The organism is Novosphingobium sp. TCA1, assembly GCF_009811895.1.
GTDB lineage: Bacteria > Pseudomonadota > Alphaproteobacteria > Sphingomonadales > Sphingomonadaceae > Novosphingobium > Novosphingobium panipatense_A.
Window position 1 is genome coordinate 1 of the sequence record NZ_BLJH01000024.1, and the last position, 25,470, is coordinate 25,470.

Annotated in this window: 25 protein-coding genes; 11 read left to right on the forward strand and 14 right to left on the reverse strand. The window is 65.5% G+C overall.

Annotated elements, in window-relative coordinates; genetic code table 11:
- Nucleotides 1-105: 105 nt before the first annotated feature.
- Nucleotides 106-483: an NUDIX domain-containing protein gene (locus NTCA1_RS21595; protein ID WP_236549511.1), complete on the reverse strand. Its 378-nt coding sequence runs from the start codon at nt 481-483 to the stop codon at nt 106-108.
- Between the two features lie 163 nt (nt 484-646).
- On the opposite strand from NTCA1_RS21595, the gene NTCA1_RS21600 reads away from it, so the two are divergent.
- Both NTCA1_RS21600 and NTCA1_RS21605 read left to right on the forward strand, forming a co-directional pair.
- Nucleotides 647-817, forward strand: coding sequence for a Flp family type IVb pilin (locus tag NTCA1_RS21600; RefSeq protein ID WP_236549512.1), 171 nt, complete (start codon nt 647-649; stop codon nt 815-817).
- A 142-nt stretch (nt 818-959) separates the two neighbouring features.
- Nucleotides 960-1,166, forward strand: coding sequence for a Flp family type IVb pilin (locus NTCA1_RS21605; RefSeq protein ID WP_159831804.1), 207 nt, complete (start codon nt 960-962; stop codon nt 1,164-1,166).
- 209 nt (nt 1,167-1,375) lie between these two features.
- Here the strand turns inward: NTCA1_RS21605 and NTCA1_RS21610 are convergent, their stop codons facing one another.
- The 4 genes from NTCA1_RS21610 to NTCA1_RS21625 form a co-directional block, all read right to left on the reverse strand.
- Nucleotides 1,376-2,884: a M48 family metalloprotease gene (locus NTCA1_RS21610; protein WP_159831805.1), complete on the reverse strand. Its 1,509-nt coding sequence runs from the start codon at nt 2,882-2,884 to the stop codon at nt 1,376-1,378.
- A gap of 67 nt (nt 2,885-2,951) precedes the next feature.
- Nucleotides 2,952-3,830 carry a tyrosine recombinase gene (locus tag NTCA1_RS21615; RefSeq protein WP_159831806.1) on the reverse strand — a complete coding sequence of 293 codons (879 nt, stop codon included), beginning with the start codon at nt 3,828-3,830 and terminating at the stop codon, nt 2,952-2,954.
- A gap of 7 nt (nt 3,831-3,837) precedes the next feature.
- Complete coding sequence (locus NTCA1_RS21620) at nt 3,838-5,757, reverse strand: hypothetical protein (RefSeq protein ID WP_159831807.1); 1,920 nt, start codon at nt 5,755-5,757, stop codon at nt 3,838-3,840.
- An 8-nt stretch (nt 5,758-5,765) separates the two neighbouring features.
- Complete coding sequence (locus NTCA1_RS21625; protein ID WP_159831808.1) at nt 5,766-5,939, reverse strand: hypothetical protein; 174 nt, start codon at nt 5,937-5,939, stop codon at nt 5,766-5,768.
- Nucleotides 5,940-5,997: 58 nt separating this feature from the next.
- On the opposite strand from NTCA1_RS21625, the gene NTCA1_RS21630 reads away from it, so the two are divergent.
- The 3 genes from NTCA1_RS21630 to NTCA1_RS21640 all read left to right on the forward strand — a co-directional run bounded on the left by NTCA1_RS21630 (nt 5,998) and on the right by NTCA1_RS21640 (nt 9,389).
- Nucleotides 5,998-6,573, forward strand: coding sequence for a shikimate kinase (locus tag NTCA1_RS21630; RefSeq protein ID WP_086492751.1), 576 nt, complete (start codon nt 5,998-6,000; stop codon nt 6,571-6,573).
- The gene (gene aroB, locus NTCA1_RS21635) at nt 6,564-7,676 is read left to right on the forward strand and encodes a 3-dehydroquinate synthase (protein ID WP_159831809.1); all 1,113 of its coding nucleotides are present in this window, start codon (nt 6,564-6,566) and stop codon (nt 7,674-7,676) included. The genes NTCA1_RS21630 and aroB overlap by 10 nt, the downstream gene beginning before the upstream one ends.
- A 318-nt stretch (nt 7,677-7,994) precedes the next feature.
- Nucleotides 7,995-9,389 (forward strand): peptide MFS transporter, encoded by a 1,395-nt coding sequence (locus NTCA1_RS21640; RefSeq protein WP_159831810.1) that lies wholly within the window; start codon nt 7,995-7,997, stop codon nt 9,387-9,389.
- 90 nt (nt 9,390-9,479) lie between these two features.
- Here NTCA1_RS21640 and NTCA1_RS21645 read toward each other — a convergent pair whose 3' ends face one another.
- Genes NTCA1_RS21645 through gor form a run of 3 tightly spaced genes read right to left on the reverse strand, consistent with a single transcriptional unit; the run spans nt 9,480 to nt 12,023 of the window.
- Nucleotides 9,480-10,262: a thioesterase family protein gene (locus NTCA1_RS21645; protein WP_159831811.1), complete on the reverse strand. Its 783-nt coding sequence runs from the start codon at nt 10,260-10,262 to the stop codon at nt 9,480-9,482.
- Nucleotides 10,262-10,633, reverse strand: a complete 372-nt coding sequence (locus NTCA1_RS21650) for a tRNA-binding protein (RefSeq protein ID WP_159831849.1) — start codon at nt 10,631-10,633, stop codon at nt 10,262-10,264. The genes NTCA1_RS21645 and NTCA1_RS21650 overlap by 1 nt, the downstream gene beginning before the upstream one ends.
- 43 nt (nt 10,634-10,676) lie before the next feature.
- Nucleotides 10,677-12,023, reverse strand: a complete 1,347-nt coding sequence (gor, locus tag NTCA1_RS21655) for a glutathione-disulfide reductase (protein ID WP_133083825.1) — start codon at nt 12,021-12,023, stop codon at nt 10,677-10,679.
- A gap of 233 nt (nt 12,024-12,256) precedes the next feature.
- Between gor and NTCA1_RS21660 the strand changes: the two genes are divergently transcribed.
- A complete protein-coding gene (locus NTCA1_RS21660) occupies nt 12,257-12,907 on the forward strand; it encodes an alpha/beta hydrolase (RefSeq protein WP_159831812.1) in 651 nt (216 codons plus the stop codon).
- A 68-nt stretch (nt 12,908-12,975) separates the two neighbouring features.
- Here the strand turns inward: NTCA1_RS21660 and pgi are convergent, their stop codons facing one another.
- On the reverse strand, nt 12,976-14,496 hold the full coding sequence (gene pgi, locus NTCA1_RS21665; RefSeq protein ID WP_159831813.1) for a glucose-6-phosphate isomerase: 1,521 nt from the start codon (nt 14,494-14,496) through the stop codon (nt 12,976-12,978).
- 177 nt (nt 14,497-14,673) lie between these two features.
- Between pgi and lepB the strand changes: the two genes are divergently transcribed.
- The 5 genes from lepB (at nt 14,674) to NTCA1_RS21690 (ending at nt 19,985) form a co-directional block, all read left to right on the forward strand.
- Nucleotides 14,674-15,561 (forward strand): signal peptidase I, encoded by an 888-nt coding sequence (lepB, locus tag NTCA1_RS21670; protein WP_159831814.1) that lies wholly within the window; start codon nt 14,674-14,676, stop codon nt 15,559-15,561.
- Entirely contained in the window at nt 15,562-16,230 is a 669-nt protein-coding gene (gene rnc, locus NTCA1_RS21675; RefSeq protein ID WP_159831815.1) for a ribonuclease III, read from the forward strand.
- Nucleotides 16,231-16,360: 130 nt separating this feature from the next.
- Nucleotides 16,361-17,254 carry a GTPase Era gene (gene era / locus NTCA1_RS21680; protein WP_086492742.1) on the forward strand — a complete coding sequence of 298 codons (894 nt, stop codon included), beginning with the start codon at nt 16,361-16,363 and terminating at the stop codon, nt 17,252-17,254.
- A complete protein-coding gene (locus NTCA1_RS21685) occupies nt 17,254-18,339 on the forward strand; it encodes an SGNH/GDSL hydrolase family protein (RefSeq protein ID WP_236549513.1) in 1,086 nt (361 codons plus the stop codon). Before era ends, NTCA1_RS21685 begins: the two co-directional genes overlap by 1 nt.
- Before the next feature lie 158 nt (nt 18,340-18,497).
- Nucleotides 18,498-19,985, forward strand: a complete 1,488-nt coding sequence (locus NTCA1_RS21690) for a glycosyltransferase family 39 protein (RefSeq protein ID WP_159831816.1) — start codon at nt 18,498-18,500, stop codon at nt 19,983-19,985.
- Nucleotides 19,986-19,988: 3 nt separating this feature from the next.
- Here NTCA1_RS21690 and NTCA1_RS21695 read toward each other — a convergent pair whose 3' ends face one another.
- From NTCA1_RS21695 to plsY, 5 genes are all read right to left on the reverse strand, one after another.
- On the reverse strand, nt 19,989-20,168 hold the full coding sequence (locus NTCA1_RS21695; protein WP_086492740.1) for a hypothetical protein: 180 nt from the start codon (nt 20,166-20,168) through the stop codon (nt 19,989-19,991).
- Nucleotides 20,168-20,788 (reverse strand): hypothetical protein, encoded by a 621-nt coding sequence (locus tag NTCA1_RS21700; RefSeq protein ID WP_159831817.1) that lies wholly within the window; start codon nt 20,786-20,788, stop codon nt 20,168-20,170. The genes NTCA1_RS21695 and NTCA1_RS21700 overlap by 1 nt, the downstream gene beginning before the upstream one ends.
- Nucleotides 20,788-23,421: a type I DNA topoisomerase gene (topA, locus tag NTCA1_RS21705; RefSeq protein WP_159831818.1), complete on the reverse strand. Its 2,634-nt coding sequence runs from the start codon at nt 23,419-23,421 to the stop codon at nt 20,788-20,790. The genes NTCA1_RS21700 and topA overlap by 1 nt, the downstream gene beginning before the upstream one ends.
- Nucleotides 23,422-23,591: 170 nt before the next feature.
- Nucleotides 23,592-24,710, reverse strand: a complete 1,119-nt coding sequence (gene dprA, locus NTCA1_RS21710) for a DNA-processing protein DprA (protein ID WP_159831851.1) — start codon at nt 24,708-24,710, stop codon at nt 23,592-23,594.
- Between the two features lie 47 nt (nt 24,711-24,757).
- A complete protein-coding gene (plsY, locus tag NTCA1_RS21715; RefSeq protein WP_086492737.1) occupies nt 24,758-25,345 on the reverse strand; it encodes a glycerol-3-phosphate 1-O-acyltransferase PlsY in 588 nt (195 codons plus the stop codon).
- Nucleotides 25,346-25,470 lie beyond the last annotated feature (125 nt).

Here is a 25,470-nt window from a genome sequence, read left to right on the forward strand (position 1 = left end):
ATTCGAACGTCCGACCCTCAGATTCGTAGTCTGATGCTCTATCCAGCTGAGCTACGGGCGCGTTGGAGAGGCGCCAATAGGAGTGCTTCGCGCTGCCGTCAACGCCTATATCGCCTTCTCGCGCAAGAATGTGGATAAGGCGGCGGCAAGCGGATAATCGAGCGGCGGCATCGCCAGTTCCGGGATCGCTTCGGTGGCATACCAGCCCAGCGCCTCTGCCTCATGAGCCTGCGGCTCTCCCTGCCAATGCGCGCAGGCATAAAGCAGTATGACGATAGCGCGCGCGCCCTGCCCTGCCTGAGACGTGACTCCGGGGCCGCTGGCGAAGCCCACGCTCGACAGGGAAGATGGCGAGACTTTCACGCCCAGTTCTTCTTCCAGTTCACGGACGGCAGCGTGCTCCGGGGTCTCGCCGGGCTCGACCTTGCCGCCCGGGAATTCCCAGAGGCCGCCATGCATGGCCGCGAGAGGCCGTTGCTGCATCAGGATCCGCCCATCACCGCGGACAAGGGCCACGGCGACGACCAGCAGGGGTGTCAGAGAATTTTCCAGTGAAAGGCCCTCCTTTAGGAACTCTTTAACGCTGATAGCCTAATAAAGGTCATGATCGGGGGTACTGCAAGTAATCATGCCAATATCATCCATCATGATTCGCCTTATCAAAGATAAAATCGGCGCAACTGCCGTAGAGTACGGACTCATCCTCGCGATGATCGTGCTCGCCATACTTGTTGCGCTCAACAGTCTCGCATCGGAAACGATCGCACTGTGGAGCAATGTTTCAGACAAGTCCGCAGCTGCTATCTCAGGCGAGTAATCATCTTTCTCGTTTAAGTTTTTTTCAACACTTCCGGGTTAGAAAGCAACCTGTCCAAAGCGCCGAAGCGAGTGCCTTACCGGTCGAAACGGGGGCGGGGCGGACCGGGTACACAAGTTTGCATTCATTCAGGAGACACCAGATGAAGTTTCTCGCCAAGCTGCGCCGCAACGAAGAAGGCGCCACCGCAATCGAATACGGCCTCATCGCCGCCCTCATCGCCGTCGCCGCGATCGCCGCCATGCAGGGCCTCGGCACGCAGCTGACCAACACGTTCAACACCACGTCGACCACGCTGGAAACGGCTAACGAAGCTGCAGCTCCGGCTGGTGGCGGCAACGGCAGCTAATAAGAGCCAACGCTAAACCAACTCTTGAAGGGCGGCAGGGAAACCTGCCGCCCTTTCCTTATGGCTGGAATGAATAGATCTCGGCATCAAAGAAAAACGTCATCCTGAACTCGTTTCAGGATCCATTTCTGACCATCGACGGCCGCTCGATTGGCAATATACCTCCCGAAAAAACCAAAGACGAGGCGCGCAACCAACAAGCGCCACCCTCAATAAGTGACCAGCTTCACCTTCTGCCCCGGCACCAGCCGCGCGCCGCTCTCCAGCCCGTTCAGCACCAGAAACCGCTCCACCGCCGCATCGGTATAGGCCATGCGCGCCGCCAGCGACTGCACGGTGTCGCCAGCCTTTACAGTCACCACCGCCAGGCGGCGCGGCCTGACCTGTCCGGCATCGGCAGCCGAGATCCGCCGCAGGCTCTTGAACATCGGGTTGAACACTCCCGCCCCGCCGACGCGCGTGATCGTCAGGAAGTGATAGGCCTTGCCGCCGCCGAAATCGTAAGCAAACACCGCCACATCGACCGGCCCGCTGGAGGCCTGCACCCGCGCCACCCCATAAGCGGCGGAAAGACCGTTCACGGTGGTGCGCTCGATGCTGGACGGCGCGATTCGCGCCTGGCCCGATTCGGTCAGGCTGGAAAACACCGTCTGGATATAGGCATCCAGCCCGGTGCCGAGCGGCCCGCCGGCAAACTGCGCCTTGCCCGAATCACCGTTGATCGAAACCGCCTGCGTCCCGTTCACCAGATAGAATCCGTCAGGCGCCTGAAACGCCAGCCGCAGATCGGGATGGGTGAAACGGCTGCCCTCGATGATGCCCTGCTTCGGATCGTCGCCGTAGACGAGACCGTCGATTCGCGTGAGGAAAGCATCGCGATTGGTCGTGCCGGTCGCGCCGGAGCCTGCCTGGGCCAGAGCATCGCGCACGCGCGAGGCGGGATCGGGGTGCGTGGATGCCCATTGCGGCACCTGATTCGAAGTCCCGCGCAGCTGCGCCTCCAGCGCGTTCTGCCGTGCCAGCGAATCGAGGACTGTCGCCATCGCCCGCGGATCGTAACCCGCACGCTTGAGGTAGGTGATGCCGAGACGATCGGCCTCCAGCTCCTGTCCCCGCGAATACTTCAGGGTCAGCATCTGCGAGCCCTGCGACGCCAACTGCTGGCCAAGCCGTCCGAAAGCACTGTCTCCCAGCAGGACGCCGGACAGGAGTGATCCCAGCACCCCGAGGATCTGGTTGCGCGAGGCGGCTTCCTGGCGCTTGGCGGAGTGCCGCGCGGCAACGTGGCCCACTTCGTGCCCGAGCACGCCTGCCAGTTCCGCCTCGTTGTTCATCAGCGCGGTCAGTTGGCGCGTGACGTAGATATAGCCGCCGGGAATCGCGAAGGCATTGTTCACCGGCGAGTTCAGCAGTGTGACGGTGAAGTCCCCCTTCGCGTTGGAAAGGCCGGACTGGATTGCGATGGTCTTGCCGACCTGCTCGACATAGCTTGCCTGCGGCCCCGTCACCCCGCCGCCGAATTCGGCGAGCAGTTCGGGATGCGCCTTGGCGCCTTCCGCCTTGTCGGCACGGCTGATCGCATTCACCGTTGCCGGTCTGGCGGCCGCCGCCACGGCAATTCCCGTGGAACTCGGCGCCAGCGCCAGCAGCACCGCGCCCAGCGCAGTGGCGGCAAAGGCGGGCGCGCGGCGATCTCGGGCTGCGGCATTGTCAGGCATGAACTTCCCCTCGAACGATACTATTGCAACGGAAGGCACCGCGCTCGGTTCCCCCCGGAACCCCACCTCAACCTCGTGCCAGCGGATGCCGTGCGTTGACGAGGGCCACCAGCCGGGCGCTGTCCACATGGGTGTAGATCTGGGTCGTGGCGATATCGGCATGGCCGAGCAGCATCTGCAGCACCCGCAAGTCCGCGCCGCCTTGCAGCAGATGCGTAGCGAAGGCATGGCGCAGCACATGCGGCGAGACCCGCGTCGGATCGATCTCCGCCCGCACTGCGAGGGCCCGCAGCAACTGGAACAGGCGGACGCGGGTAAGATGGCCGCTCTCCCCGCTCGACGGAAACAGGAATTTCGAACTTCCCCGGCGCACCGCCAGCCAGCGCGACAGCACCGACCGCGCCCGCCCGCTCACCGGCACCATGCGCTGCTGCCCGCCCTTCCCGGTGACATGCAGGAACGGCGCGTCGCGCGGTACCGCCGCCAGCGGCAGGGAGACGAGTTCCGTTGCGCGCAGGCCCGATCCATAGAGAAGTTCCAGCAGGGTCAGCAGCCGCACCGCGTCCGATCGCTCTCCCGCCGCTTCGGCTTCGGCGGTGGACAGGAAGCGCTCCACTTCCTCATGCGAAAGCAGTCTCGGCAGCGGGCGCCGGGTCCTCGGCTTGGGCAGCGCGCCGGAAGGGTCGTCAGCACGCACCCCTTCATCGACAAGGAAACCGTAGAACTGCCGCAGCGCCGAGCAACGCCGGGCAAGGCTGGATGCCGCCAGCGTGCTCCAGGCATCCCCCAGCGCCGCGAGCGAATCGCCGTCGGCAGCGGCCAGATCGCCCAGTTCCTCCTGCGCGGCTGCCAGATCGCGGCGATAGGCCGCCAGGGTATTGGCCGCCGCGCCGCGCTCGGCCGCCAGCATCGCCAGGAAGCGTTCGGCGTGGCCCTCGCCCGCCATGACCCGATCAGGCCCGCGCCACGGCTTCCGCGGCGATCATCCGCGCTTCCGCCTCAAGCCCGACCGTGCGGAGCGCCGAAACGATGTGATAGAGATAGCGCGGCGTCATGCGCTGCCAGCTGCTTCCCTGCATGCCGAGACCCGCGAGCAGCGCCACGCTCGCAGCATCGCCCGCCGTAGCTGCCCTGTCGATCGCCGTGGTGAAGTGGCTGCTGCTGTCGAGTTGCAGGCCCCATTCGCCGGAATAACGCGAGGATGTGCCTTCATCGATACGGCCAAGACCCGCCAGGCCGGCCACCAGGAAGGCGCTCTTGCGTTTGTTCGGGCTGTCGTCGGCACTGTAATAGGTGTCCACCGCACCCGAATCGACCGCACGGATACGCCCCGGCGCCGCGACCGTGAGCAGGCCCCAGCCTTCGCTGCCCGATGCCACGATCGGCGACCAGGCCAGTGCATTGGTGTCGTAGCCCGCCGAGAGCATCGAGGCGATCAGCGCTGCGGCATCGCCTTCCAGATCCTTGCTCGGCGCGATGCGCGCGGCCGCAGCGGCGGTCAGCACCTGCCGCGCGTAACCGGCATCGCCGCCGTTGGCACCGCTCCACAGGCTCTGCATGGCGGAAAGCCGCGCCGCCGGTGCCTCCAGGGTATAGGCATCGCGAAGGCTCTCGGCCCGCTTCTGCCAGTCGCCGGTAACGTCGGGATCGGCGTAGACCTGCGCATAGAGATCGACCATGGCCGCGTTGGAGAGCACCCCGCTGGCCCCCGCGCGGTCGGAAGCCGCCGCGCGGCGGTCAAGCCCGACCATCGGCGCCAGAGCGGTGATGGAATCGTACATCCGGCCCGATGCCGACATGGCGCCCGACATCGCGCTTTCCGGCGGCGTAAGCCCGACGCCGATCGCCAGGCCATAGCGCCAGGGCGTCATCGTATCGACGTCGTTCCACTCGATCGTCACCGCCTTGCGCGAACGGCCCGCCGCGCCGGCGTACTTCTGCGCGAGCAGCGAATCGATGCGCGCCATCTTGCCGCTTACCCGCGCCTTCTCCAGCCGCGAGAGCGCCGCCGCGCCGCTGCCGCGAAACGCATCGCAGATGGACTGCGCAGCCCCCCATTCAGCACCGGCACCCTGCACGCCCTGGATCGAGAGCACGGGGCACATGCCGGTGAAATCGGCCGTGCGCTGGTAGATGTCGAAGGCTTCGCGCGTTAGTTCCGGGGTGAAGTTCGAGATGTCGAGGCCCTGGATCAGCGCGCGGGCGGCGTCGGTCTCGCCCATGCGGATCAGCAGGCCGACGCGCAGCGCCAGGAATTGCTGCGGGCTCATGCCGGCAGGCGCCTGAAGGCGCGAAGCCAGCGCGCGGCGCAGCAGGATATGCCCCCAGCGCGAAACCAGCGCGCCGCGATTGGCGGCGATCGCGGTTTGCACCAGATAGGGATTCTGCACCGAGAGCGAGGTGACGGACATTCCGCCCTCGGTCTCGTCCATCAGGCCGATCTGTTCCATGGAACGGCGCGCGCCCGAAGGCATGTCGAGATTGAGCTTGTCGGTCAGCAACTGCTCGAAGGCTTCGGGCGACATGCCCTGAAGCTCCTCCAGCGTCGGCATGCGGGTGAGCGTGCTCTTGCCGCTGGCGTCCGTGGTCATGAAGGAATCGGCACCGAACACCGGTACCTGCTCCATGGGCAGGCTCTGCACCACCGGCGTGGAGACCGAGCGCGGCGCACTCGCAGCGGGGGAGGCCGACGAAGGGGCGGCCGAACTGGGCGCGTTTGGCCGGCTGGGCGGGGCTGCGGGCGTCGGCGTCGCGGCGGGACGCGCGGGCTCGTCGAACATCTTGGGCAGGAGCGATTCGGGCGCGTCCTGCGCCACCGCCCAGGCCGATGTCAGCCCGAACGCGGCGCCCGCCAGCAGATGCCAGGTCCTCATGCGCAAGTTCATTGCGGCAACTCCGGGACCGCAACCGGCTGGACGATGTCTCTCACGGGCGAGCGACCGCCGTCCATCCAGGCGCAAACGCCCGTCAGGACAACCAGCAGAAGGACCACCGGTGCGACGATGGAAACGGCAGCCACGCCCGATAACTTGCGCCTGCGTTTTTGTATCGTCACTCGCCTTCCTTCACCGATGCTTGCGCTGCGACCTAGCGCAACTATAGGCGATGGAGCAATGGACGTTCAACAGACCCGGTTTTCCGCGCAGGAAATTGCCGCGCTCGCGCGGCGCATCGATCGCCCCATCGTGCTGGTCGGGATGATGGGCGTGGGGAAATCGAGCGTGGGCAAGCGCCTGGCGACTCTTCTGGACTGCCCTTTCGTGGACGCCGACGAGGAAATCGAACGCTCCGCCCAGATGTCGATCCCCGAGATCTTCCAGACTTACGGCGAGGCCTATTTCCGCGACGGAGAGCGCCGCGTGATCTCCCGCCTCATCGATTCCGGGATGGAGCGGTGCGTGATCGCGACCGGCGGCGGCGCCTTCTGCAACGAAGTGACGCGGCAACTGATTCTGGACAAGGCCATCACGGTATGGCTCGACAGCGAAGTCGATACCCTGGTCGAACGCACGGCGCGAAAGGACAATCGCCCCCTGCTGCAAGGGGGTGACCCGAAGGACATCCTGTCCCGCCTGCGGGATGACCGGCGACCACACTATTCGCTCGCGCCCATCCATGTGATGAGCCACAGCGGACCGCACGTCCAGACGATCAACAAGGTGCTCCAGGGAATTTCGCAATGGCTGTAATCCCCGTCGATATCGCAGGCCGCCCCTACGAAGTGCGCGTCGGCGCCGGGCTGCTCGCCGAACTCGTCCCGAACTGCCGCGGCCTGCTGCGCAAGCGCGGCGTGCCGATCATTACCGACAGCCATGTCCATGCGGCCTGGGGCGAAGTGGTTGAGGCCTCGCTGCGCGATAACGGGCATGAACCGCACTGGCGGATCCTGCCGCCCGGCGAAGCCACCAAGTCATGGGACGAACTGGCCGCGACGGTGAACTGGCTGCTCGAACTTGGCGTCGAACGCGGCGACAGCGTGATTGCGCTGGGCGGCGGCGTGATCGGCGATCTCACGGGCTTCTGCGCCTCGGTGCTCAAGCGCGGATGCAAATTCGTCCAGGTGCCCACGACGCTTCTGGCCCAGGTCGATTCCAGTGTCGGCGGCAAGACCGCGATCAATACGCCCGCAGGCAAGAACCTGGTCGGCGCCTTCCACCAGCCCTCGCTGGTGCTGGCCGACCTTTCGGCGCTGGAAACGCTTCCCGAGCGCGATCTGCTGGCGGGCTATGCCGAAGTGGTGAAGTACGGTCTGATCGACGATGCCGACTTCTTCGCCTGGTGCGATACCAATGCCGCAGCGATGATCGCGGGCGACAGCCAGCTTCGCGAATATGCGGTGGCCCACTCCGTAGCCAGCAAGGCGCGCATCGTGGCGGAGGACGAGTTCGAAACGACCGGGAAGCGCGCCCTGCTCAACCTCGGCCATACTTTCGGGCATGCGCTTGAGGCCGAAACCGGCTTTTCCGCGCGCCTGCTGCATGGCGAGGGCGTCGCGCTCGGCATGGTGCTGGCGGCGCGCTATTCGGCACGCCGAGGCCTGATGCCGCAGGCCAGCGCCGAGCATGTCGCGCGCCATATCGGCGAAATCGGGCTGCCCGCGGGGCTCGCCGCGCTGGAAATCGACTGTGACGGACGTGCGCTGGTCGAACACATGCTGCACGACAAGAAGATGGATGCCGGCACCCTGCCCTTCCTGCTGATGAAGGGTATCGGCCAGACCTATCTCGACAAGAACGTCTCGCTCGATGACGTAGCGGCGTTCCTCGACGAAGAACTGGCCAGAACGAACTGATATCGCGGAAACTTCGTCGTCCCGTGCCCTACGCGGGGTGAGCGCAAGCAGCCGGGGAAACCGCAAGAGCCCTGTCACGTTCCATAGTTCCTCCCCTACGAGAGGAACAGGCGCCGATCGTTCGACCTTCACAGGTCCGGGGGCGTACGGGAAGGCGACAGGTCGATCGGGTCTGTCGCCTTTTCCGCGTTTGCCAAAAGGGCTTAAAGCCCGTCAGCCCTTACAAACCTTTGCCTGACGTGACATTACCGTGACGCGCCACTATGGTGCGCGTCGTAATAACAAAAATACCGGGCCGTCGCAGAAATCAGGATCATCATGACAGTTGCCGAAGCTACTCCCGAACTCGATTTCCCGGAGGAAATCGAGCGAAACGACCGCGCGTTCCTGGGCCACCCCAAGGGCCTAGGCTATCTTTCCTTCGTCGAAGGTTGCGAGCGCTTCTCGTACTATTCCATGCAGACGCTGCTCGTGCTCTACATGGTCAAGTATCTGCTCCTGCCCGAGAATATCGGCAATGTCGTGGGTCTTTCGTGGCTGCGCGGCTGGCACTATTCGGGCCTGGAAGGGCAGCCGCTCGCGTCGGCGATCTTCGGCGACTATACCTCGCTCGTCTATCTCACCCCGATTTTGGGCGGCATCGTCGCCGACCGCTGGCTCGGCCGCAAGGCCACGCTGATCGCAGGCGCGGTGGTAATGTCGCTCGGCCACTTCCTGATGGCGTTCGAGGGGATGTTCCTCTTCGCGCTGATCTCGCTGGTGGTGGGTGTCGGCCTGTTCAAGGGCAATATCGCCAGCCAGGTGGGCGAACTCTACAAGCCGGGCGACCTGCGCCGCGCGATGGCGTTCCAGATCTTCTATATCGCCATCAACGTCTCGGTCATCGCCGCACCGCTGGTGGCGGGCACGCTGGGCGAGAAGGTGGGCTGGCACTACGGTTTCGGCACGGCCGGCGTGGTCATGGTGCTGGGTCTGATCATCTACCTCAAGGCCGGACACTGGCTCCCGGCCGACAATCGCGCGGCCAAGGGCGACAAGACCCCGCGCGCGCCGCTCACCCGCTCGGACTGGCCGCGCCTCGGCGCGCTGGCCGTGCTGGTCCCGGTGCTCGCCGTCGCGATGATGACCAACCAGGAAATCTTCAACGCCTATCTCGTCTGGGCGGACGACAAGTTCCAGCTGACCTTCTTCGGAGACACCCTGCCCACCAGTTGGATGATAACCCTGGATGCCACGCTGAGCTTCTCGATGCTGGTGGCCGTGGCCGCGTTCTGGAAGTGGTACTCGGCCCGCACCGGCCGTGAGCCGGACGAACTGGGCAAGATGATCATCGGTTCGGTCTTCGCCATCTGCGGCGGCATGTGCCTGGTGATCGCCGCGGCCACTGCCGGAAATGCCAAGATCGGCCTGTTCTGGCCGGTGATGTTCCACTTGTTCAACTCGATCGGCTTTGCGCACATCATGCCGGTCAGCCTTGCGCTGTTCACCAAGATCGCGCCCCGCGCGCTCAACGCCACGGTCGTGGGGATCTACTACCTCGCCTTCTTCGGCGCCAACAAGGTGGTGGGCGTGGTCGGCGGATGGTATTCGTCGATGGATACCGTCTCGTTCTGGCTGCTTCACGTCGGTGCCGCTGCCGTCGGCCTGATCGCCTTCGCGGCCTTCAAGATCCTGTTGGGCAAGACGCTGGCGGGTGAGCCGAACCCCGGCTGATCGGATCGGCATAAAGCCAACAAACCTAGTCGTCCCCGCGCATGCGAGGACGACTAGGTTTGAAATTGCAGAGTTGGAGGGACAGACCCCTCAGCCGAACACGGCGACCGACTGCATCCCCGCAATCACCGGCCTGCCCGCAGCATTCCACTGGAGAATCTGCTCGCTGGCGCCGCCATGGCGCGCGAACTCGCTTGTGGAGCGCAGCAGCCACCAGCCGTCCTCGGTCGTCGGCGCGGGTTCCAGCATGTTGACGTGCCAGTGCATCGAACTGATCGGCACGCGGAAACCCAGCAGCGGCAGTACCGCCGTCGGCAAGGCATCGCCGACCAGCACCGCTTCCAGAGCCGGGTCCAACCCCTCACGCCCCTTGAGCCGCACCCACCAGCACAGATCCGCCTCGCCCAGTTCGGACTTCGGCAAGGCAAAGCGCGCGTCGAAATTGCGCTTCAGGAATTCGGGCGCAACCTCCATCGGCACCGGCCTGGCATCCGCGACAGGGCTCACGCCTTCCGGCATCGGATAATCCGCAATGTCCGCCGCACTTTCGATCTGGCGCATGAACACGAAGCTGGCGCTGAAACCAGCACCCTTCTCGTTCGACAATTCCGCCGCAACCCAGGTGGCATTGCGCCCCTTGCGCACGATCCGCGCCCGTGCTTCGACACGCCCCGCCAGCGGGGCAATCATGGCGAACTGACCCGAACGCAACGGCGGCAATTCGGGATCGACCCGCTGCGCCGCCGCCAGCGACAGCGCCGACGTCAGCCCGCCGTAAGCGGTGCGGCCCTGAAGCCAGTCCTCTGTAATCTCGAAAGCGAAACCACCCTCGATCTCTTCGGCGGCGGCAAGCAGCGCGGCAAAACCCGTCATCAGAACAACCTCGAACCGTTGGGAACGCGGCTGTCCGGCGCGAAAAGGACTACCCGCCCCTCTTCGTCCGCAAAGCCGAGCGTCAATGCTTCGGACAGTGCCTTGCCGATCTGCCGCGCGGGAAAGTTCACGACCGCCGCCACCTGCCGGCCGATCAAGTCCTCCGGTGTGTAGAGCGCGGCGACCTGCCCCACGCTCTTGCGCTCGCCGATGCCGGGGCCGAAATCGATCCGCAGCTTGAGGCTCGGCTTGCGCGCTCCTTCGTAGACTTCCGCAGCGACAATGGTGCCGACGCGGATGTCCACTTTCAGGAAGTCGTCGAAGGTTATCTGTTCGGCCGCAGGTGCGGCGGGGTCGTGATCCAGATGCATCTTTTCCATTTCGAGGATCATGGGCGCCACCGCAAGCCGTCCGTCACTTCATCAGGACGAGTTCTTCCGACATCGTCGGGTGAACGGCGACAGTGGCGTCGAAGTCCGCCTTGGTCAGCCCGGCCTTGATGGCGATCGCAGCGGCCTGGATGATTTCCGGCGCGTCGGGGCCGATCATGTGCAGGCCGACGACTTTCCCGGTCGTGCCCTCGCAGACCATCTTGTAGAGCGACCGCTCGTTACGGTGCGCGACGACGTTCTTCATGGGGCGGAAATCGCTCGTGTAGATCTCCACCGAGCCAAGCTGCTGGCGCGCCTGGGCCTCGGTCATGCCGACCGCGCCGATCGGCGGATGGCTGAATACCGCAGAGGGAATGCAGGAATAGTCCACCGTCGTCGGTTTGTCGCCGAACACCGTATCCGCAAAGGCTTGCCCTTCGCGGATCGCCACCGGCGTAAGCTGCACCCGGTTGGTAACATCGCCCACGGCATAGATGTGATCGACATTGGTCTTCGAATGTTCGTCGACCCGGATCGCGTTCTTGTCGTCCAGTTCTACGCCGACGCTATCCAGACCAAGCCCTTCGACATTGGGCACGCGGCCCGTGGCGAAGAGCACGCAATCGACCTCGAGCGGTTCGTGGCCCGTCATGGATACGGTGAGCGAGCCATCCGCATTCTTTTCGATCCCTTGGAAGTCGGCGTTGAAGCGGAAGTCGATGCCCTTGGTCAGGGAGATCTGGAGCAGGCGGTCGCGCATGGATTCGTCATATCCGCGCAGGAGCTGGTCCGAGCGGTTGATCAGCGTCACCTTCGAGCCGAACTGGTGGAAGATGCCCGCGAACTCGTTGGCGATATATCCCGCGCCCGCGATCAGGATGCGCCTGGGCAGCGCATCGAGGTGGAATGCCTCGTTCGACGTGATGCCGTGCTCGTGGCCCGGGCAGGACGGGATCAGCGGCCGCGCGCCGGTGGCGATGAGGATGACTTTCGCCGTCTTCTTCGCCCCGCTGGCAAGGGTGATCTCGTGCGGGCCGGTGATCGTGGCACGCTCGTGGAAGATCTCGACCTTGTTGTTCTCCAGCGTCTGCGTGTAGATCCCGTTGAGGCGATCGACGTCGCCCAGCACGTTATCGCGCAGCTTCACCCAGTCGAACGTCGCCTCGGGAATGTCCCAGCCGAACTGCTTGGCGTCTTCCAGATCCTCGGCGAAATGGGCGCCGTAGACGAGCATCTTCTTCGGCACGCAGCCGCGGATCACGCAGGTGCCGCCGACCCGGTACTCCTCAGCCACGGCCACGCGGGCGCCGTGGGCAGCGGCGATCCGGCTGGCGCGCACACCGCCCGATCCTGCGCCGATGGTGAAGAGGTCGTAGTCGAATTCTGACATGCACTTGGCTCCTGCTGCGCCGGCGATCGTCCGGGGCACGGGGCATATGGGGCAGGTCGCAGCCGATTGCCAACCGCGTCTTCCATAACGGACCGTCGAAACCGCTGCCCCGCCTACCGCAGACGCATTGTCAACCGAACAAGTTGAGTTTACAGGAGTCGCATAGAATGCCGCTCCCCTACAGGACAGCCTGCGACGGCGGACCCGAAACGCCTCCATCGGGAGAAGAGAGAATGGCAAAGACGAATCGAGAACCGAGCGCCCCCGCGCAAGAGCCGCTCATCCTGCTGATCCCCGGCCTCGACGGCAGCGGCCCGGGCCACTGGCAGCGCCGCTGGGCCGAAGAGATCGACAATGCCCAGATGGTCGACCTCGGCCTATGGGAAAAACCGCATCGCAACACCTGGATCAACCGCCTGAACCATTCGGTGCAGCGCGCCGGGCGGCCGGTCGTGCTGGTGGCGCACAGCCTCGGCTGCCTCCTGACCGCCTGGTGGGCCAAGTTCGAGCAGCCGGGCTTCTACTCGCCGGTCGTGGGCGCCCTGCTGGTCGCGCCGCCGGAAGTGGATTTCTTCCCGCGCGACGACCGGCTGAACGGCTTCGCCCCGACGCCCAGCGACGCACTGCCCTTCCCCTCGATCCTGGTGGCCAGCCGCAACGATCCGTGGATCGGCTTCCCCACCGCCCGCCTGCTGGCGCGGCAATGGGGCAGCGAGTTCGTGGACGCCGGCGAGACGGGCCACATCAATGCGGATTCGAAGCTGGGAAGCTGGGAAGACGGCAAACGACTGCTGCGCCGACTGTCCGGCGCCGCCATCCCCCCGGAAAACCTTGCCTGCCCAGTACCGGGCGAGTGGCCGGAAGGCCTGGAACAGCGCTCCTGAGCGGAGCGCCCTTTTTGCGAAGCCCCTGAAAGGCCGGGGCAGGTTCAACACCTGCCCCGGCCTCTTTTTCAGTTGATGCCCGAAAGCTGGAGCAGCGCCTCGGTCGAGGGATCGAAGCTGGCGCCGCCCTTCTCGATCTGCTTGGCGATTTCCTTGCCCAGTTCGACGCCGAACTGGTCGAAGGGATTGATCTCCATCAGCACGGCATTGGCGAAAGTGCGGTGCTCGTGGAAAGCGACGAGCGCGCCGAAAGTCGCGGGCGAGACTTCGTCGAGCAGGATCGTCGCGGAAGGGCGATCCCCCGCATAGGCGCGGGCCGGATCTTCGCTGGCCTTGCCCGCCATCAGCGCCGCGCCCTGTGCGAAGCAGTTCGACAGCAGGATGCGGTGATGCGCCGGGTTCAGGTCGTCGCCAGGAGCGATCGCGGCGATGAAGTCCACCGGCACCAGGTTGGTGCCCTGGTGCAGCAGCTGGAACACCGCGTGCTGCGCATCGGTGCCGACGCCGCCCCAGGTGATCGGCGCGGTCGGCCCTTCGACCGGCGAGCCGTCGACTTTCACGCTCTTGCCGTTCGATTCCATCTCCAGCTGCTGGAGGTAGTCCGGCAGCAAGGCGAGGCGTTCGTCATAGGCGAAGACCGCGCGGGTCTGGCAGCCCCGCAGGCGCGTATAGTACTGGTCGGCGAAGGCCGCGCGCAGCGGCAGGTTGTCGATACCGTCGGTATCGCGGAAATGGATGTCCATGGCCGCCGCGCCGTCGAGGAATTCGGCGAAGTCCGGCCAGCCGAGCGCCATGGCGACCGGGAAACCGATCGAGGACCACAGCGAATAGCGGCCGCCCACGCTTTCCGAGAAGGGCAGGATGCGCGTCTCGTCCACGCCCCATTCGACCGCCTTGTCCGGCGCCGCGGTGAGCGCGACGACGCGGCCATAGGGATCTTCCACGCCGTTTTCCCGCATCCACGAAAGGACGCTTTCGGCATTGGTCATCGTCTCGATGGTGGTGAAGGTCTTGGAGGCCACCGCCAGCATCGTCGTCGCCGGATCGCACTTGGCGAAAGCCGCCTCCAGCGCGCAGCCGTCGATGTTGGAGACGACATGCACCTCCACCATGGCACCGTCACGCGCCAGCGCGTCCACGGCGAGCGCCGGGCCGAGCGCCGATCCACCGATGCCGACGTGGATCAGGTGCTTGACCTCGCCCATAGCGCCGCGGTGGATGGCCTCCACGATGGCCGCCATGCGGGCGTGATATTCGTGGGCCAGCGCAACGCTTTCCTCGTTTCCGACACCGCGCTGGGCCGTATGCTCGGCCGCGCGGCCTTCGGTGGTATTGACGATCTCGCCCGCGAACAGCGCGGCGCGGCGTCCGGCAAAGTCGGTAGCCTGCGCCAGTTCCTCGAAAGCGGCGATATGGGCGGCATCGAGGTGGGTCTTCGACCAGTCGAACCGGATCGCGCCGGGGCTGGTCTCGTCACCCAGCTCCAGGCGACTGGCCAGCAGGTCGAGACGGGCCGGGTCGGCTTCGAAGAGTTCGGCAAGCGTCGGTTTGGGCAATCCTTTCAGCTTGTTCCATACCGCTTCGCTCATGCCATGGTTCCTTTGTTCAGGTTGGGGGTCCGTCTTATGCCCAGCAGGTCGCAGAAGGCCAAGTGTCATTCTTGCGTCCGTGAAAGGCAAGGAGATGACATTTTTGGTCGATGCGGATAGCCGTTTGCGCGGTATCTCACTTGACGGATGGCCCGCCGCACAACAAGGGTTCGAGCCATGAGCGACATCGAAACCGCGACTTCCCGCCCCACCCCGGACACTTCCGTCCCTTCTTCCTCCGGCCCCGCCTCAGGCGCCCCCGGAAAGAAGGATGCCAAGAAGGATGCCAAGAAGGATGAAGGCTTCTTCTCCTTTATCCTCTGGCTGGTGCTGGGCGTCGTGGTGCTGCGCAGCTTCATCATCTCGCCCTTCAACATTCCCAGCGAGTCCATGCTGCCGCGCCTGCTGAACGGCGATTACCTGTTCGCTTCGAAGTGGTCCTACGGCTATTCGAAGTACTCGCTGCCCTTCAGCCTGCCGCTGATCCCCGGCCGCATCTTCGCCGGCCAGCCCGAGCGCGGCGACGTGGTGATCTTCAAGGCACCTCCGGGCAACGATATCGACTACATCAAGCGCGTGATCGGCCTTCCGGGCGACGAAGTGCAGGTGAAGGGCGGACAGGTCTGGCTCAACGGCAAGGCCGTGCCGCGCGTGAAGCAGCCCGATTTCGTGCTGCCCGTCACGGCGAACACCCATTGCTATGCGCCGGAATTCGAAGGCAAGGATGCCCAGGGCGGCGCCGTCTGCAACTACCCGCAGTTCCGCGAGACCCTGCCCAATGGCAAGAGCTACAACGTGCTCGACCTCGGCCAGACCCCGCAGGACGATACCGGCGTCTACATCGTCCCCGAAGGCCACATGTTCCTGATGGGCGACAACCGCGACAATTCGCTCGACAGCCGCTTCCCCGCGATCGAGGGCCAGGGCATCGGCATCGTCCCGCAGGACAACCTGGTGGGCAAGGCCGCGGTGATGATGTTCTCCACCGACGGCGACGCCGAATGGCTCAAGCCCTGGACCTGGTTCACCGCCGCCCGCTGGAGCCGGATCGGGAGCGTGATCTGAGTGCTTGAAGCAAACGACCGCGCCTTCCTCGCCGAAATCTCGGGTGCCGCGCCTGCGGACGAGGCACTCTGGCTCTCCGCCCTCACCCACGGCAGCACCGGCGAAAAGCGCAACTACGAACGACTGGAATTCCTCGGCGACCGGGTCCTCGGGCTCTCGGTCGCCGAATGGCTGTTCGAGAACAGCGAGGAAGCGGAAGGCCGCCTTTCGCAGCGCCTCAACGCGCTCGTCAGCCGCCAGACTTGTGCCCAGGTCGCGCGCCGGATCGAACTCGGCCCGCACATGCGCCTCGGCAAGCAGGCGCGCGACGACGGCGGGCTCGATAGCGACAATATCCTGGGCGACGTGATGGAAGCGCTGATCGGCGCCTGCTTCACCGAGCGTGGCTTCGAGGCCGCGCGCGCGATGGTGCGCAAGCTCTGGGCCGAACCGATGCAGGGCAAGGCGGGCAAGCGCAAGCATCCCAAGTCCGCATTGCAGGAATGGGCCGCGGGCAACCGCCGCCGCATGCCGGAATACAAGCTGGTCGAGCGCTCCGGCCCCGATCATGCCTCGCAGTTCACCGTCGAAGTGGCGATCCACAACGTCGGCGCGGCGCGGGCCACGGCCAATTCCAAGCAGGACGCAGAGACTCGCGCTGCCGAGGAATTCATGAGAAAATTCGGGTAGGATCGCGTTCTCGCCCGCCCGGATGAGCGGGTGCCTTCGCTGACACAAATTCGGTTCGCGCGTGTTATGGCGTGGACCGGCCTGAAAAAATGCAGATTTCAGGCGCAAAGGCCTGACCAAAGGAACTGAAATGACGGAAAAATGCGGACTCGTCGCCGTGATCGGCGCGCCAAACGCAGGCAAGTCCACGCTGGTCAACGCGCTGGTCGGGCAGAAAGTGGCGATCACCTCGGCCAAGGCCCAGACCACGCGTGCGCGCCTGCTGGGCATCGCGCTGGCCGATGAGGTCCAGATCATCCTGGCCGATACCCCCGGCATCTTCGCGCCCCGCCGCCGTCTCGACCGCGCGATGGTCGCCGCCGCCTGGGAAGGCGCGCAGGAAGCGGACGCGGTTCTGCTGGTGGTCGATCCGATCAAGAAGCGCCGCCACGAACTGGAGCCCCTGCTGGAGGCCTTGGCCACCCGGCCGGAGCGCAAGATCCTGGTGATCAACAAGGTCGATGCCGGGGCCAAGGAGCCGCTGCTGGTGCTGGCGCAGGAGCTTACCGGCAAAGTCCAGTTCGACGAGGTGTTCTTCGTCTCGGCGCTCTCGGGCGACGGCGTTCCCGAGCTCAAGGCCCATCTCGCCGGCCTCATGCCGGAAGGCCCCTGGCACTATCCCGAGGATCAGGTGTCCGACGCCAGCGAACGCCTGCTGGCCTGCGAAATCACGCGCGAACAGCTCTACAAGCAGCTCCACGAGGAACTGCCCTATGACGCCGCCGTCCGCCCGGAGGCTTACGAGCAGCGCAAGGACGGTTCGGTGGAGATCCGCCAGCAGATCGTCGTCATGCGCGACAACCAGCGCGCCATCGTGCTGGGCAAGGGCGGCTCCAAGATCAAGGCGATCGGCGAGGCCGCGCGCAAGGAACTGGCCGAAGTGCTCGGCCAGAAGGTCCACCTCTTCCTTCACGTCAAGGTCGAGGAAAACTGGGCCGAAGCCCGCGACCTCTATGAGGAAATGGGGCTGGACTGGGTCAAGTGATGGCACGTTTCACGCTGGCGGCAAGCGCTGCCGCCGTCATGATATCCGGGGGAGCCATATTCGCGACCGGCACCGCACAGGCGCGGGCCGCCGAAAGCGAGCCTGTGGTCGCGCCTGTAGTCGCTATCGAGGAAAGCCTCGTCGGACAGCGCTACGTGGCGATCGGTTCCTCCTTCGCGGCAGGACCGATGCTGCCGCCTGCCAAGTCCGGCGCGCCTGCCCGCTGCGGCCAGAGCATGAACAACTACCCGACGCTTCTGGCCGAACGCTTCGGGATGATCCTGACCGACCGCACCTGCTCCGGGGCCACGACCAACAACGTGCTCGGCCCCTGGGGCGAAATCGCGCCGCAGATCAATGCCGTCACGCCCCAGACCCGGCTGGTCACGGTGACGATCGGCGGGAACGATCTCAATTACATCGGCAATCTCTTCACGGCGACCTGCCTCTATCGCGCCAGCCAGATGCCTGCGGGCAGCAAGCGGGCCGCCTGCGGCGCCGTGAAAGTCCCCAGCGAAGTCGACTACGCGCGCGACGAGATGCAGATGATGGAGATCGCCCGCCGCATCCGCACGGTGGCGCCGCGCACGCGGCTGGTCTTCGTCCAGTATCTGACGCCCTTGCCCCAGGCAGGCGGGCTCTGCGCGGTCACGCCGATCAGCGAGGAACACGCCGCCGTGGTCCGCCGCACCGGCCAGCGACTGTCGGAAATCACCGCCCGCGTCGCGCAGGCCTACAATGCCACCGTCGTCGGCATGGACCTGTCCTCCGCCGCCCATACGCCGTGCGACCCGCTGCCCTGGATGATCGGCTCGCCGGAAGGCTACGACGGCAGCCAGGGCCTGCAATGGCATCTCAATTTCGCAGGCATGCAGGCCACTGCCAACGACATCGCCTGGTCGCTGACCCGCAGCGGCGTAAGGGCCCCCAAGCCGACACTGACCCTGCAGCCGCAGAACGTTCCCGCGCCTGCCCCCGTCATCGCGCCGCCGCCGCCCCGCGCGGCCACCACGCCCGCAGCAGCCACGGCCAAGCCGAACGGCTCCAAAGCTACAGGCGCCGGCACATCCAGACCGAAACGCTGAGATCGCGGGCATCGGACAAGTCCGGTGCCCGCCAACCTTTCGAACTGAGCCTCGCGTGCAGCGAGTCTCCAAACCGCAACTTTGCCGCTCCATGACCCGCGACTGAAAGCACCTGCCCCGGGCGTCCCGAAGGCTGGGGACGCATAAGGGTCGAAGTCATGTCAGCAATCGTGCGGCCTCTGGCGGCACCCACCGCGTTCAGGCCCGCAATCGCCTCGCTGCCCCTCTACCTGCTGTCCGCCCTCGCGCTTCGCCTGCTCATGCTCGGCAAACCCGCATTCCAGTCCGACGAACAGTTCTATTTGCTGGTGGGCCAGCGCATGGCCCAGGGGGCGCTGCCGTTTGTCGATATCTGGGATCGCAAGCCCTATGGGCTGTTCCTGATCTATCGCGGCTTCCACGCCCTGCCCATCGATCCGGTGCTCGGCTATCAACTGGCCGGGCTTGTCTTCTCGGTACTCACGGCAATCCTGATCGAGCGAATGGCGCGGGCGATAGCGCCGCCTAACGCAGCCCGAACGGCAGGACTGGCCTACCTGCTCTATCAGCCGGTTTTCAACGTCGCGCTCGGCCAGTCGCCGGTGTTCTACAACCTTCCCATGGCGATGGCGGCCCTGCTGGTCCTGAAGGCTTTCGCGCGGGCCGAAGACCCCGCCCTGTTCAGGCGAGGCCTCGCCGCCATGGCGCTGATCGGCCTCGCCCTGCAGATCAAGTACAGTGCGGTCTTCGAGGGCATGTGGTTCGGGCTCATGCTCCTGGCAAGAGCCCGGGCGGATCGCTGGCCGCTGCCCCGCCTTACGGCAAGCGGACTGGCCTGGTGCCTGGCAGCGATGACACCGACGCTGATCGTCTGGGCCGGCTACGCGATCGCCGGACACGGCGATGCCTTCGTGCAGGCGAATTTCCTCTCGATCTTCGGCCGCACCGTCGATCAGGCCGATGCCTTCACGCAGCTCGCCAAGGAGTGCCTGGCGCTCATTCCCTTCGCTCTTGCCATCGGACTTGCCCCCCGCCGTGTGACGCCCGTGACGGGAGAGCATCCGGGAATGCTGCGGGGCTTGCGCATCTGGGCGCTGGTTGCGGTGCTCGGCTTCCTGGCCTTCGGCACATGGTACGATCACTACCTCGGCCCGGTTCTGGTGCCGCTATGCGTGCTTGCAGCCCCGGCCCTTGGACGCCGCGCGCGCGGCGAGCGGTGGTATGGTCGGCTACTGCTCGGTTTCGGACTGCTCGGCGCCGTCGTCGTTCCGGCCCTGCAAGTGCGCGAACGCGGCACGGCGAGCGATTTCGCGGTCGCCAGTGCCGCCGTGGCCCGCGAACTTCACGGCCGCTGCCTCTACGTCTACGAAGGCGACAGCGCGCTCTACAGGACGACGAACGCCTGCATACCGACGCGCTTCGCCTATCCCAGCCATCTCAACGCCATGAACGAGGCCGCAGCCCTGGGCGTGGATCCGGCCTGGGAAGTGCGGCGCATTCTGGCGAGCCGCCCGGGCGTGATCGTGATGGCGGAATCGAGCCGCCCCAACCTGCCCAATCTCGCGACCAAGTCTCTGATGAAGAGCGCCCTCGCCCGCTCTTACCAGCGATACGAGGGCGTCACCATCGGTACGAGGAAATTCGGCCTCTACCGCCTCAAACCCTGAGCCTCAGCGCGCCTTGGCGATCGCGAAACCGTGCTGGCGCGCGGCATCCTTGGTCGACTCCTCGGTGCGGTTGAGCGCCTTGGCGATTTCCTTCAAACCCTTGCCCTTGCCCGCAAGGGTCTGGAGCTTCTGAAGCTCCTCGGGCTTCCAGGGCTGCTTGTGCTTGGCGATCTTGTCGCTCATCAGGGTAACTCCTTGGTCGCCGTCTTTCCGAACTGGAAATGGGCCGTAAATGTCTGAACATAAGACGTCGCCTGGCCGCTCGCCGCCTCGACGATCGGCAACTTGCCAGCCAGCACTTTCATGCAGACCGTGGCGACGTAGCTGTTGGGCTTGCCATCCGGGGCTTCGCAGCGCTGCACACTGCCGTCCGGCGCAACCAGCGCGTTGACGGCAATGGCGAAAGGTTCGTTTCGTCCATCCTGCCGAGCCCGCAAGGTAAGCGACATATCCGGGGCAAGACGCGCCGACGGCGTGATGCCCGGACCACCCGCCTCAAGACGCCGGAAGTTGAGCACGGCGCGATAACGCCCATAGACAGGCACCCCATCGACCGAAGCGGCATGCGCAAAACGAACGCGCTTCGCATTGTCGCAAAGCTGTGCCAGCACGCGTTGTTCCCCGCCCGACGCACCTCCCGCGCAGGATACTACCCTGCCTTCGGGATCGACCGTCAGGAGCAGGCTCTTGAACCCGCTCCGGCGCGGATCGATCATGCCGATCGCCTGCCCCATCTGCCTGACATCGTCGATGTCGAAGGCCGGTGCAACCAATGCACCGGCCAGCACGACAGTTGCCGGCATCACGAAGCGGCCTTGGCGGCAGCCTTCTTCACCGGGGTCTTCTTTGCCGCAGCCTTCTTCGCAGGCGCCTTCTTCGCAGGCGCCTTCTTCGCCGCAGGCTTCTCATCCCCGTCCGCCTTGGCGGCGGCCTTCTTGACAGGCGCCTTCTTGGCAGCCGCTTTCTTTGCCGGCGCCTTCTTCTTGGCCGGTCCCTTGGCGGCCTTCTCGTCGATCAGCGTGATCGCCTGCTCGGCCGTCAGGTCTTCAGGCTTCTGGTCGCGCGGCAACGTGGCGTTGGTGGTGCCGTCGGTGACATAGGGGCCATAGCGGCCCGCCAGCACCTTGATTTCGCCGCCGGAGGTCGGATGGGCGCCCAGCACCTTGATCGGCTCTGCCTTGGCCCTTGCCGCACCGCCGCGATTGGCGGCATCGGCCAGCATCGAGACCGCCGCATTCATGCCGGTATCGAAGACTTCGGCCGTATTGCGCAGGCGCGCATACTTGCCGTCATGTGCCAGATAAGGACCGTAACGGCCGATGCTGGCGGTGATGTCCTTGCCACTTTCGGGATGCTGGCCGACCGTGCGCGGCAGGCCGAGCAGCTTGATCGCCCACTCCAGCGTCAGCTCGTCGATATCCTTCGGGATGGAGGCACGCTTGGCCTCCTTGCCCTCGCCGAGCTGGATGTAAGGACCGAACCGACCCGTGCGGCGCACGATCTCGAGGCCGGTCTCAGGGTCCTGACCCAGCGATTCGTCATCGCCACCATCAGCGCTGCCGCCGGGCTGCGCGAACTTGCGGGTGAACTTGCACTCGGGATAGTTCGAGCAGGCAACGAAAGCGCCGTAGCGCCCGCCGCGCAGCGACAGACGGCCCTCGCCGCACTTGGGGCAGAGGCGCGGGTCGGTGCCGTCCGCCTTGGGCGGGAACAGGTAGTCGGAGAGGAATTCATCGAGCGCCTCGGTCACTTCCGAGGGCTTCTTCTCCATGACCTCGTCGGACTTCAGCTTGAAATCGCGCCAGAAGGCTTCGAGCAACGCCTTCCATTCCTGGCGGCCACCGGACACGTCGTCCAGCTCGTCTTCCATGCCGGCCGTGAACTCATAGGCCACGTAACGCGGGAAGAAGCGTTCGAGGAACGATGTGAGAAGTCGGCCCGATTCCTCTGCAAAGAAACGGTTCTTCTCGGTGCGGACATAGTTGCGGTCCTTGATGACCTGGATCGTCGCCGCATAAGTCGACGGACGGCCGATGCCGAGTTCTTCCAGACGCTTGACGAGGCTGGCTTCGGAGAAGCGCGGCGGCGGCTGGGTGAAGTGCTGCTCGGCGGTGACGTCCTTCTTGGCGGGCATGTCGCCCGACTTCATGAAGGGCAGCAGGCCGCCGTCGTCATCGTCCGACTTGTTGTCCTGCCCTTCCTCGTAGACGGCGAGGAAGCCGGGGAACTTCACCACCTGGCCCGAGGCGCGCAGCTCGTGCTGGCCGGTGCCGTCGCGCAAGGTGACGGTGGTGCGCTCCAGCGCGGCGGAGGCCATCTGGCTGGCCATCGCGCGCTTGAAGATCAGGTCGTAGAGACGCCCTTCGTCACCCGAACCGTAGCGGTCCTTGGTGAAGTCGGTCGGGCGGATCGCCTCGTGGGCTTCCTGCGCGTTCTTCGCCTTGGTCTGGTAGACGCGCGGCTGCTCGGGCAGGTAGTGGCCCGAGAAGCGGTCGGTGATCGCAGCGCGCGCGGCCGAGATCGCGCTCGGATCCATCTGCACGCCGTCGGTACGCATGTAGGTGATCGCGCCCGCTTCGTAGAGGGTCTGCGCGACGCGCATGGTCTGGCTGGCCGAGAAACCCAGCTTGCGCGCGGCCTCCTGCTGGAGCGTCGAGGTGGTGAACGGCGGCTGCGGATTGCGCTTGTGTGGCTTGGTCTCGACCGATTCCACCTTGAAGGCGCCGCTTTCGACGGCGGCCTTGGCGCGCATCGCCGTGCCTTCCTCGCCAATGCTCAGCCGGTCGAGCTTCTTGCCCTCGAAGGCGACGAGCTTGGCCGTGAAGTCGGTGCCGTCATGCGCCATCTGCGCCGCGACGGACCAGTATTCCTGCGGCTTGAAAGCCTCGATCTCACGCTCGCGATCGACGATCAGGCGCAGCGCCACCGACTGCACGCGGCCCGCCGACTTGGCGCCCGGCAGCTTGCGCCAGAGCACCGGAGAAAGCGTGAAGCCGAACAGATAGTCCAGCGCACGACGGGCGAGGTAGGCGTCGATCAGGTCCTGATCCAGCTCGCGCGGCTGGGTCATCGCCTTGGTGACGGTGTCCTTGGTGATGGCGTTGAAGGTAACGCGCTGCACGTCCTTGGGCAGCACGCGGCGCTTCGCCAGGAGTTCGCGCACGTGCCAGGAAATGGCCTCGCCCTCGCGATCAGGGTCAGTCGCCAGGATCAGGCGGTCGGCCCCCTTCGCGGCGTCGGCGATCGCCTTCACCTGCTTCTGCTTGTCGCCGTAAAGCTCCCAGTCCATCTCGAAGCCCTCGTCCGGGCGGACGGAGCCGTCCTTCGGCGGAAGGTCGCGGACATGGCCGTAGCTGGCGAGAACCTTGTAGTCCTTGCCGAGGTACTTCTCGATGGTTTTCGCCTTCGCCGGCGATTCTACGATGACTAGCTGCATTCTTTCAGACTCTGTGCCCCATGAGACGTGGCTGCGTACACGTGCCCTACGCGTGCGCATATACGTGTACGCATAGGGTGGGAAGCGATTGGGGCACTCGTCAAGCGCGGAAGATGTGGCATCTTCATTTCAGTTCGTAACTTTTCGCCGCATGGCGCCTGCATTGGGCCTCAGGCCAGACTTACCCTGCCGCCCGCATGGCGCAGCAACCTGCCGCCGATCTCGAGTTCCAACAGCGCCATCTGCACCGAAGGCGCATCGGCACCGGACTGGCGAATCAATTCGTCCACCGCGACGGGGGCGGTGGTCAGCAGGTTGGCGACAGGGAGCACGGTGCTTCCGGTACTCTCTTCGCCTTCCACGCGCGGCGCAGGCTTATGGCCTCCGAAGACAGAAACGAAGCGCGATCCGGGAGAGCCGTCGAAGCCGGACAGCAGCTCCACGACGTCGTCCACCGATTGCACGAGCACCGCTCCGTCACGAATGAGCTGGTTGCAGCCGTGCGACCGCGGATCGAGCGGCGAGCCGGGAACCGCCATGACCTCCCGCCCCATTTCCCCGGCCAGCCGCGCGGTGATGAGCGAGCCGGACCTTGGCGCGGCCTCCACCACCAGCGTCCCGGCGGCAAGGCCGGCGATGATGCGGTTGCGGGTGGGAAAATGGCGTGCAAGCGGCTCGGTTCCCGGCGGCTGCTCGGCCAGCAGCAGTCCTTCCACCGCGACCCGTTCCTGCAGGGCGGCGTGCTCCGGCGGATAGGCGATGTCGATACCGCTGGCGATCACGCCGATGGTCCGTCCGCTATCCGGTCCTGCGGCCAATGCCCCGGCATGCGCCACGCCGTCGATGCCGCGCGCCAGACCAGAAACCACCGTAAACCCCGCGCAGGCGAGCCCATGGGCAAAGTCGCGGGCCAACTTCACGGCCCCCGCCGAAGCGTTGCGCGCGCCGACCACGGCCGCGGCCGGGCGCCCTAGCAGCACGGGGTCGCCCCGGAATGTCAGGATCGGCGGCGCACCCTCACAATGGGCGAGCAAGGTGGGATAATCAGGCGAATCGTGAAAGAGATAGCGCGCCCCGGCCTTGCGAGTCTCCGCGATCTCCGCCTGCACCTTGCGCTCGGATGCAGCCTCGTAGGGCCGTCCGCTGCGACCCGCCAGATCGGGCAGCGCGTCGATGGCGGCGCGTGCTTCGCCGAAGCGCGCGAGAAGCTGTATGTAGGTAACCGGGCCGATATTCGGCGAGCGCAGAAGCCGGATCCGCGCGAAGGCTTCCTCCTGCGAAAGCGGCATGCCGCCCTCCGCCGAAAGTTCCGCCTCTGCGCGCCCCCCGCTGGCGGTCACGGCTTCTTGCCGCTCCCCACTTTGGGTTCCGTTCCCGCGCGCAGGCGGGCCAGGTTCTCGCGGTGCTGGAACACCACGATCGCGGCGATCACCGCGAGCACCCCTGCGGGCTCACCGTGCCCCAGGAGGAGCGCCGCAAGCGGCGCGACGACGGCCGCGGTCATCCCCGCCACCGAGGAAATCCGCACCGTCAGCAGCAGCCCGATCCAGGTGACCGCATAGGCAAGGCCGACCGGCCAGGCGAGACCGAAGGCGATGCCCGCCGTAGTGGCAACGCCCTTGCCGCCCTTGAAGCCTAGCCAGACCGGGAAACAATGGCCGAGAAAGGCGCCAAGCGCCGCCAGCCAGGTCCATTCGGGCAGGAAATGGGCGGCGATCAGCACGGCGGCCAGGCCCTTGAGCAAGTCCAGCAGCAGCGTTGCCGCGGCAAGACCCTTGCGCCCGGTGCGCAGCACATTGGTGGCGCCGATGTTGCCGGAACCGATCGATCGCAAGTCGCCCGCACCGGCAAGGCGCGTGATCAGGAGACCGAAAGGCACGGAGCCGAGGGCATAGCCCAGCAAAAGGGCAAGAATCCAATCCATCCCCGCTTCTTAGAGCCTGTTTGGAAATCCGCCAGAGCCGCAATCGAGGTCGATGCTGGGGATGTCGCCATTCTGGAGCATTCTTCGCGACTTGCGCGGAATGCGCGCCACCGCTCGGCCTTTGA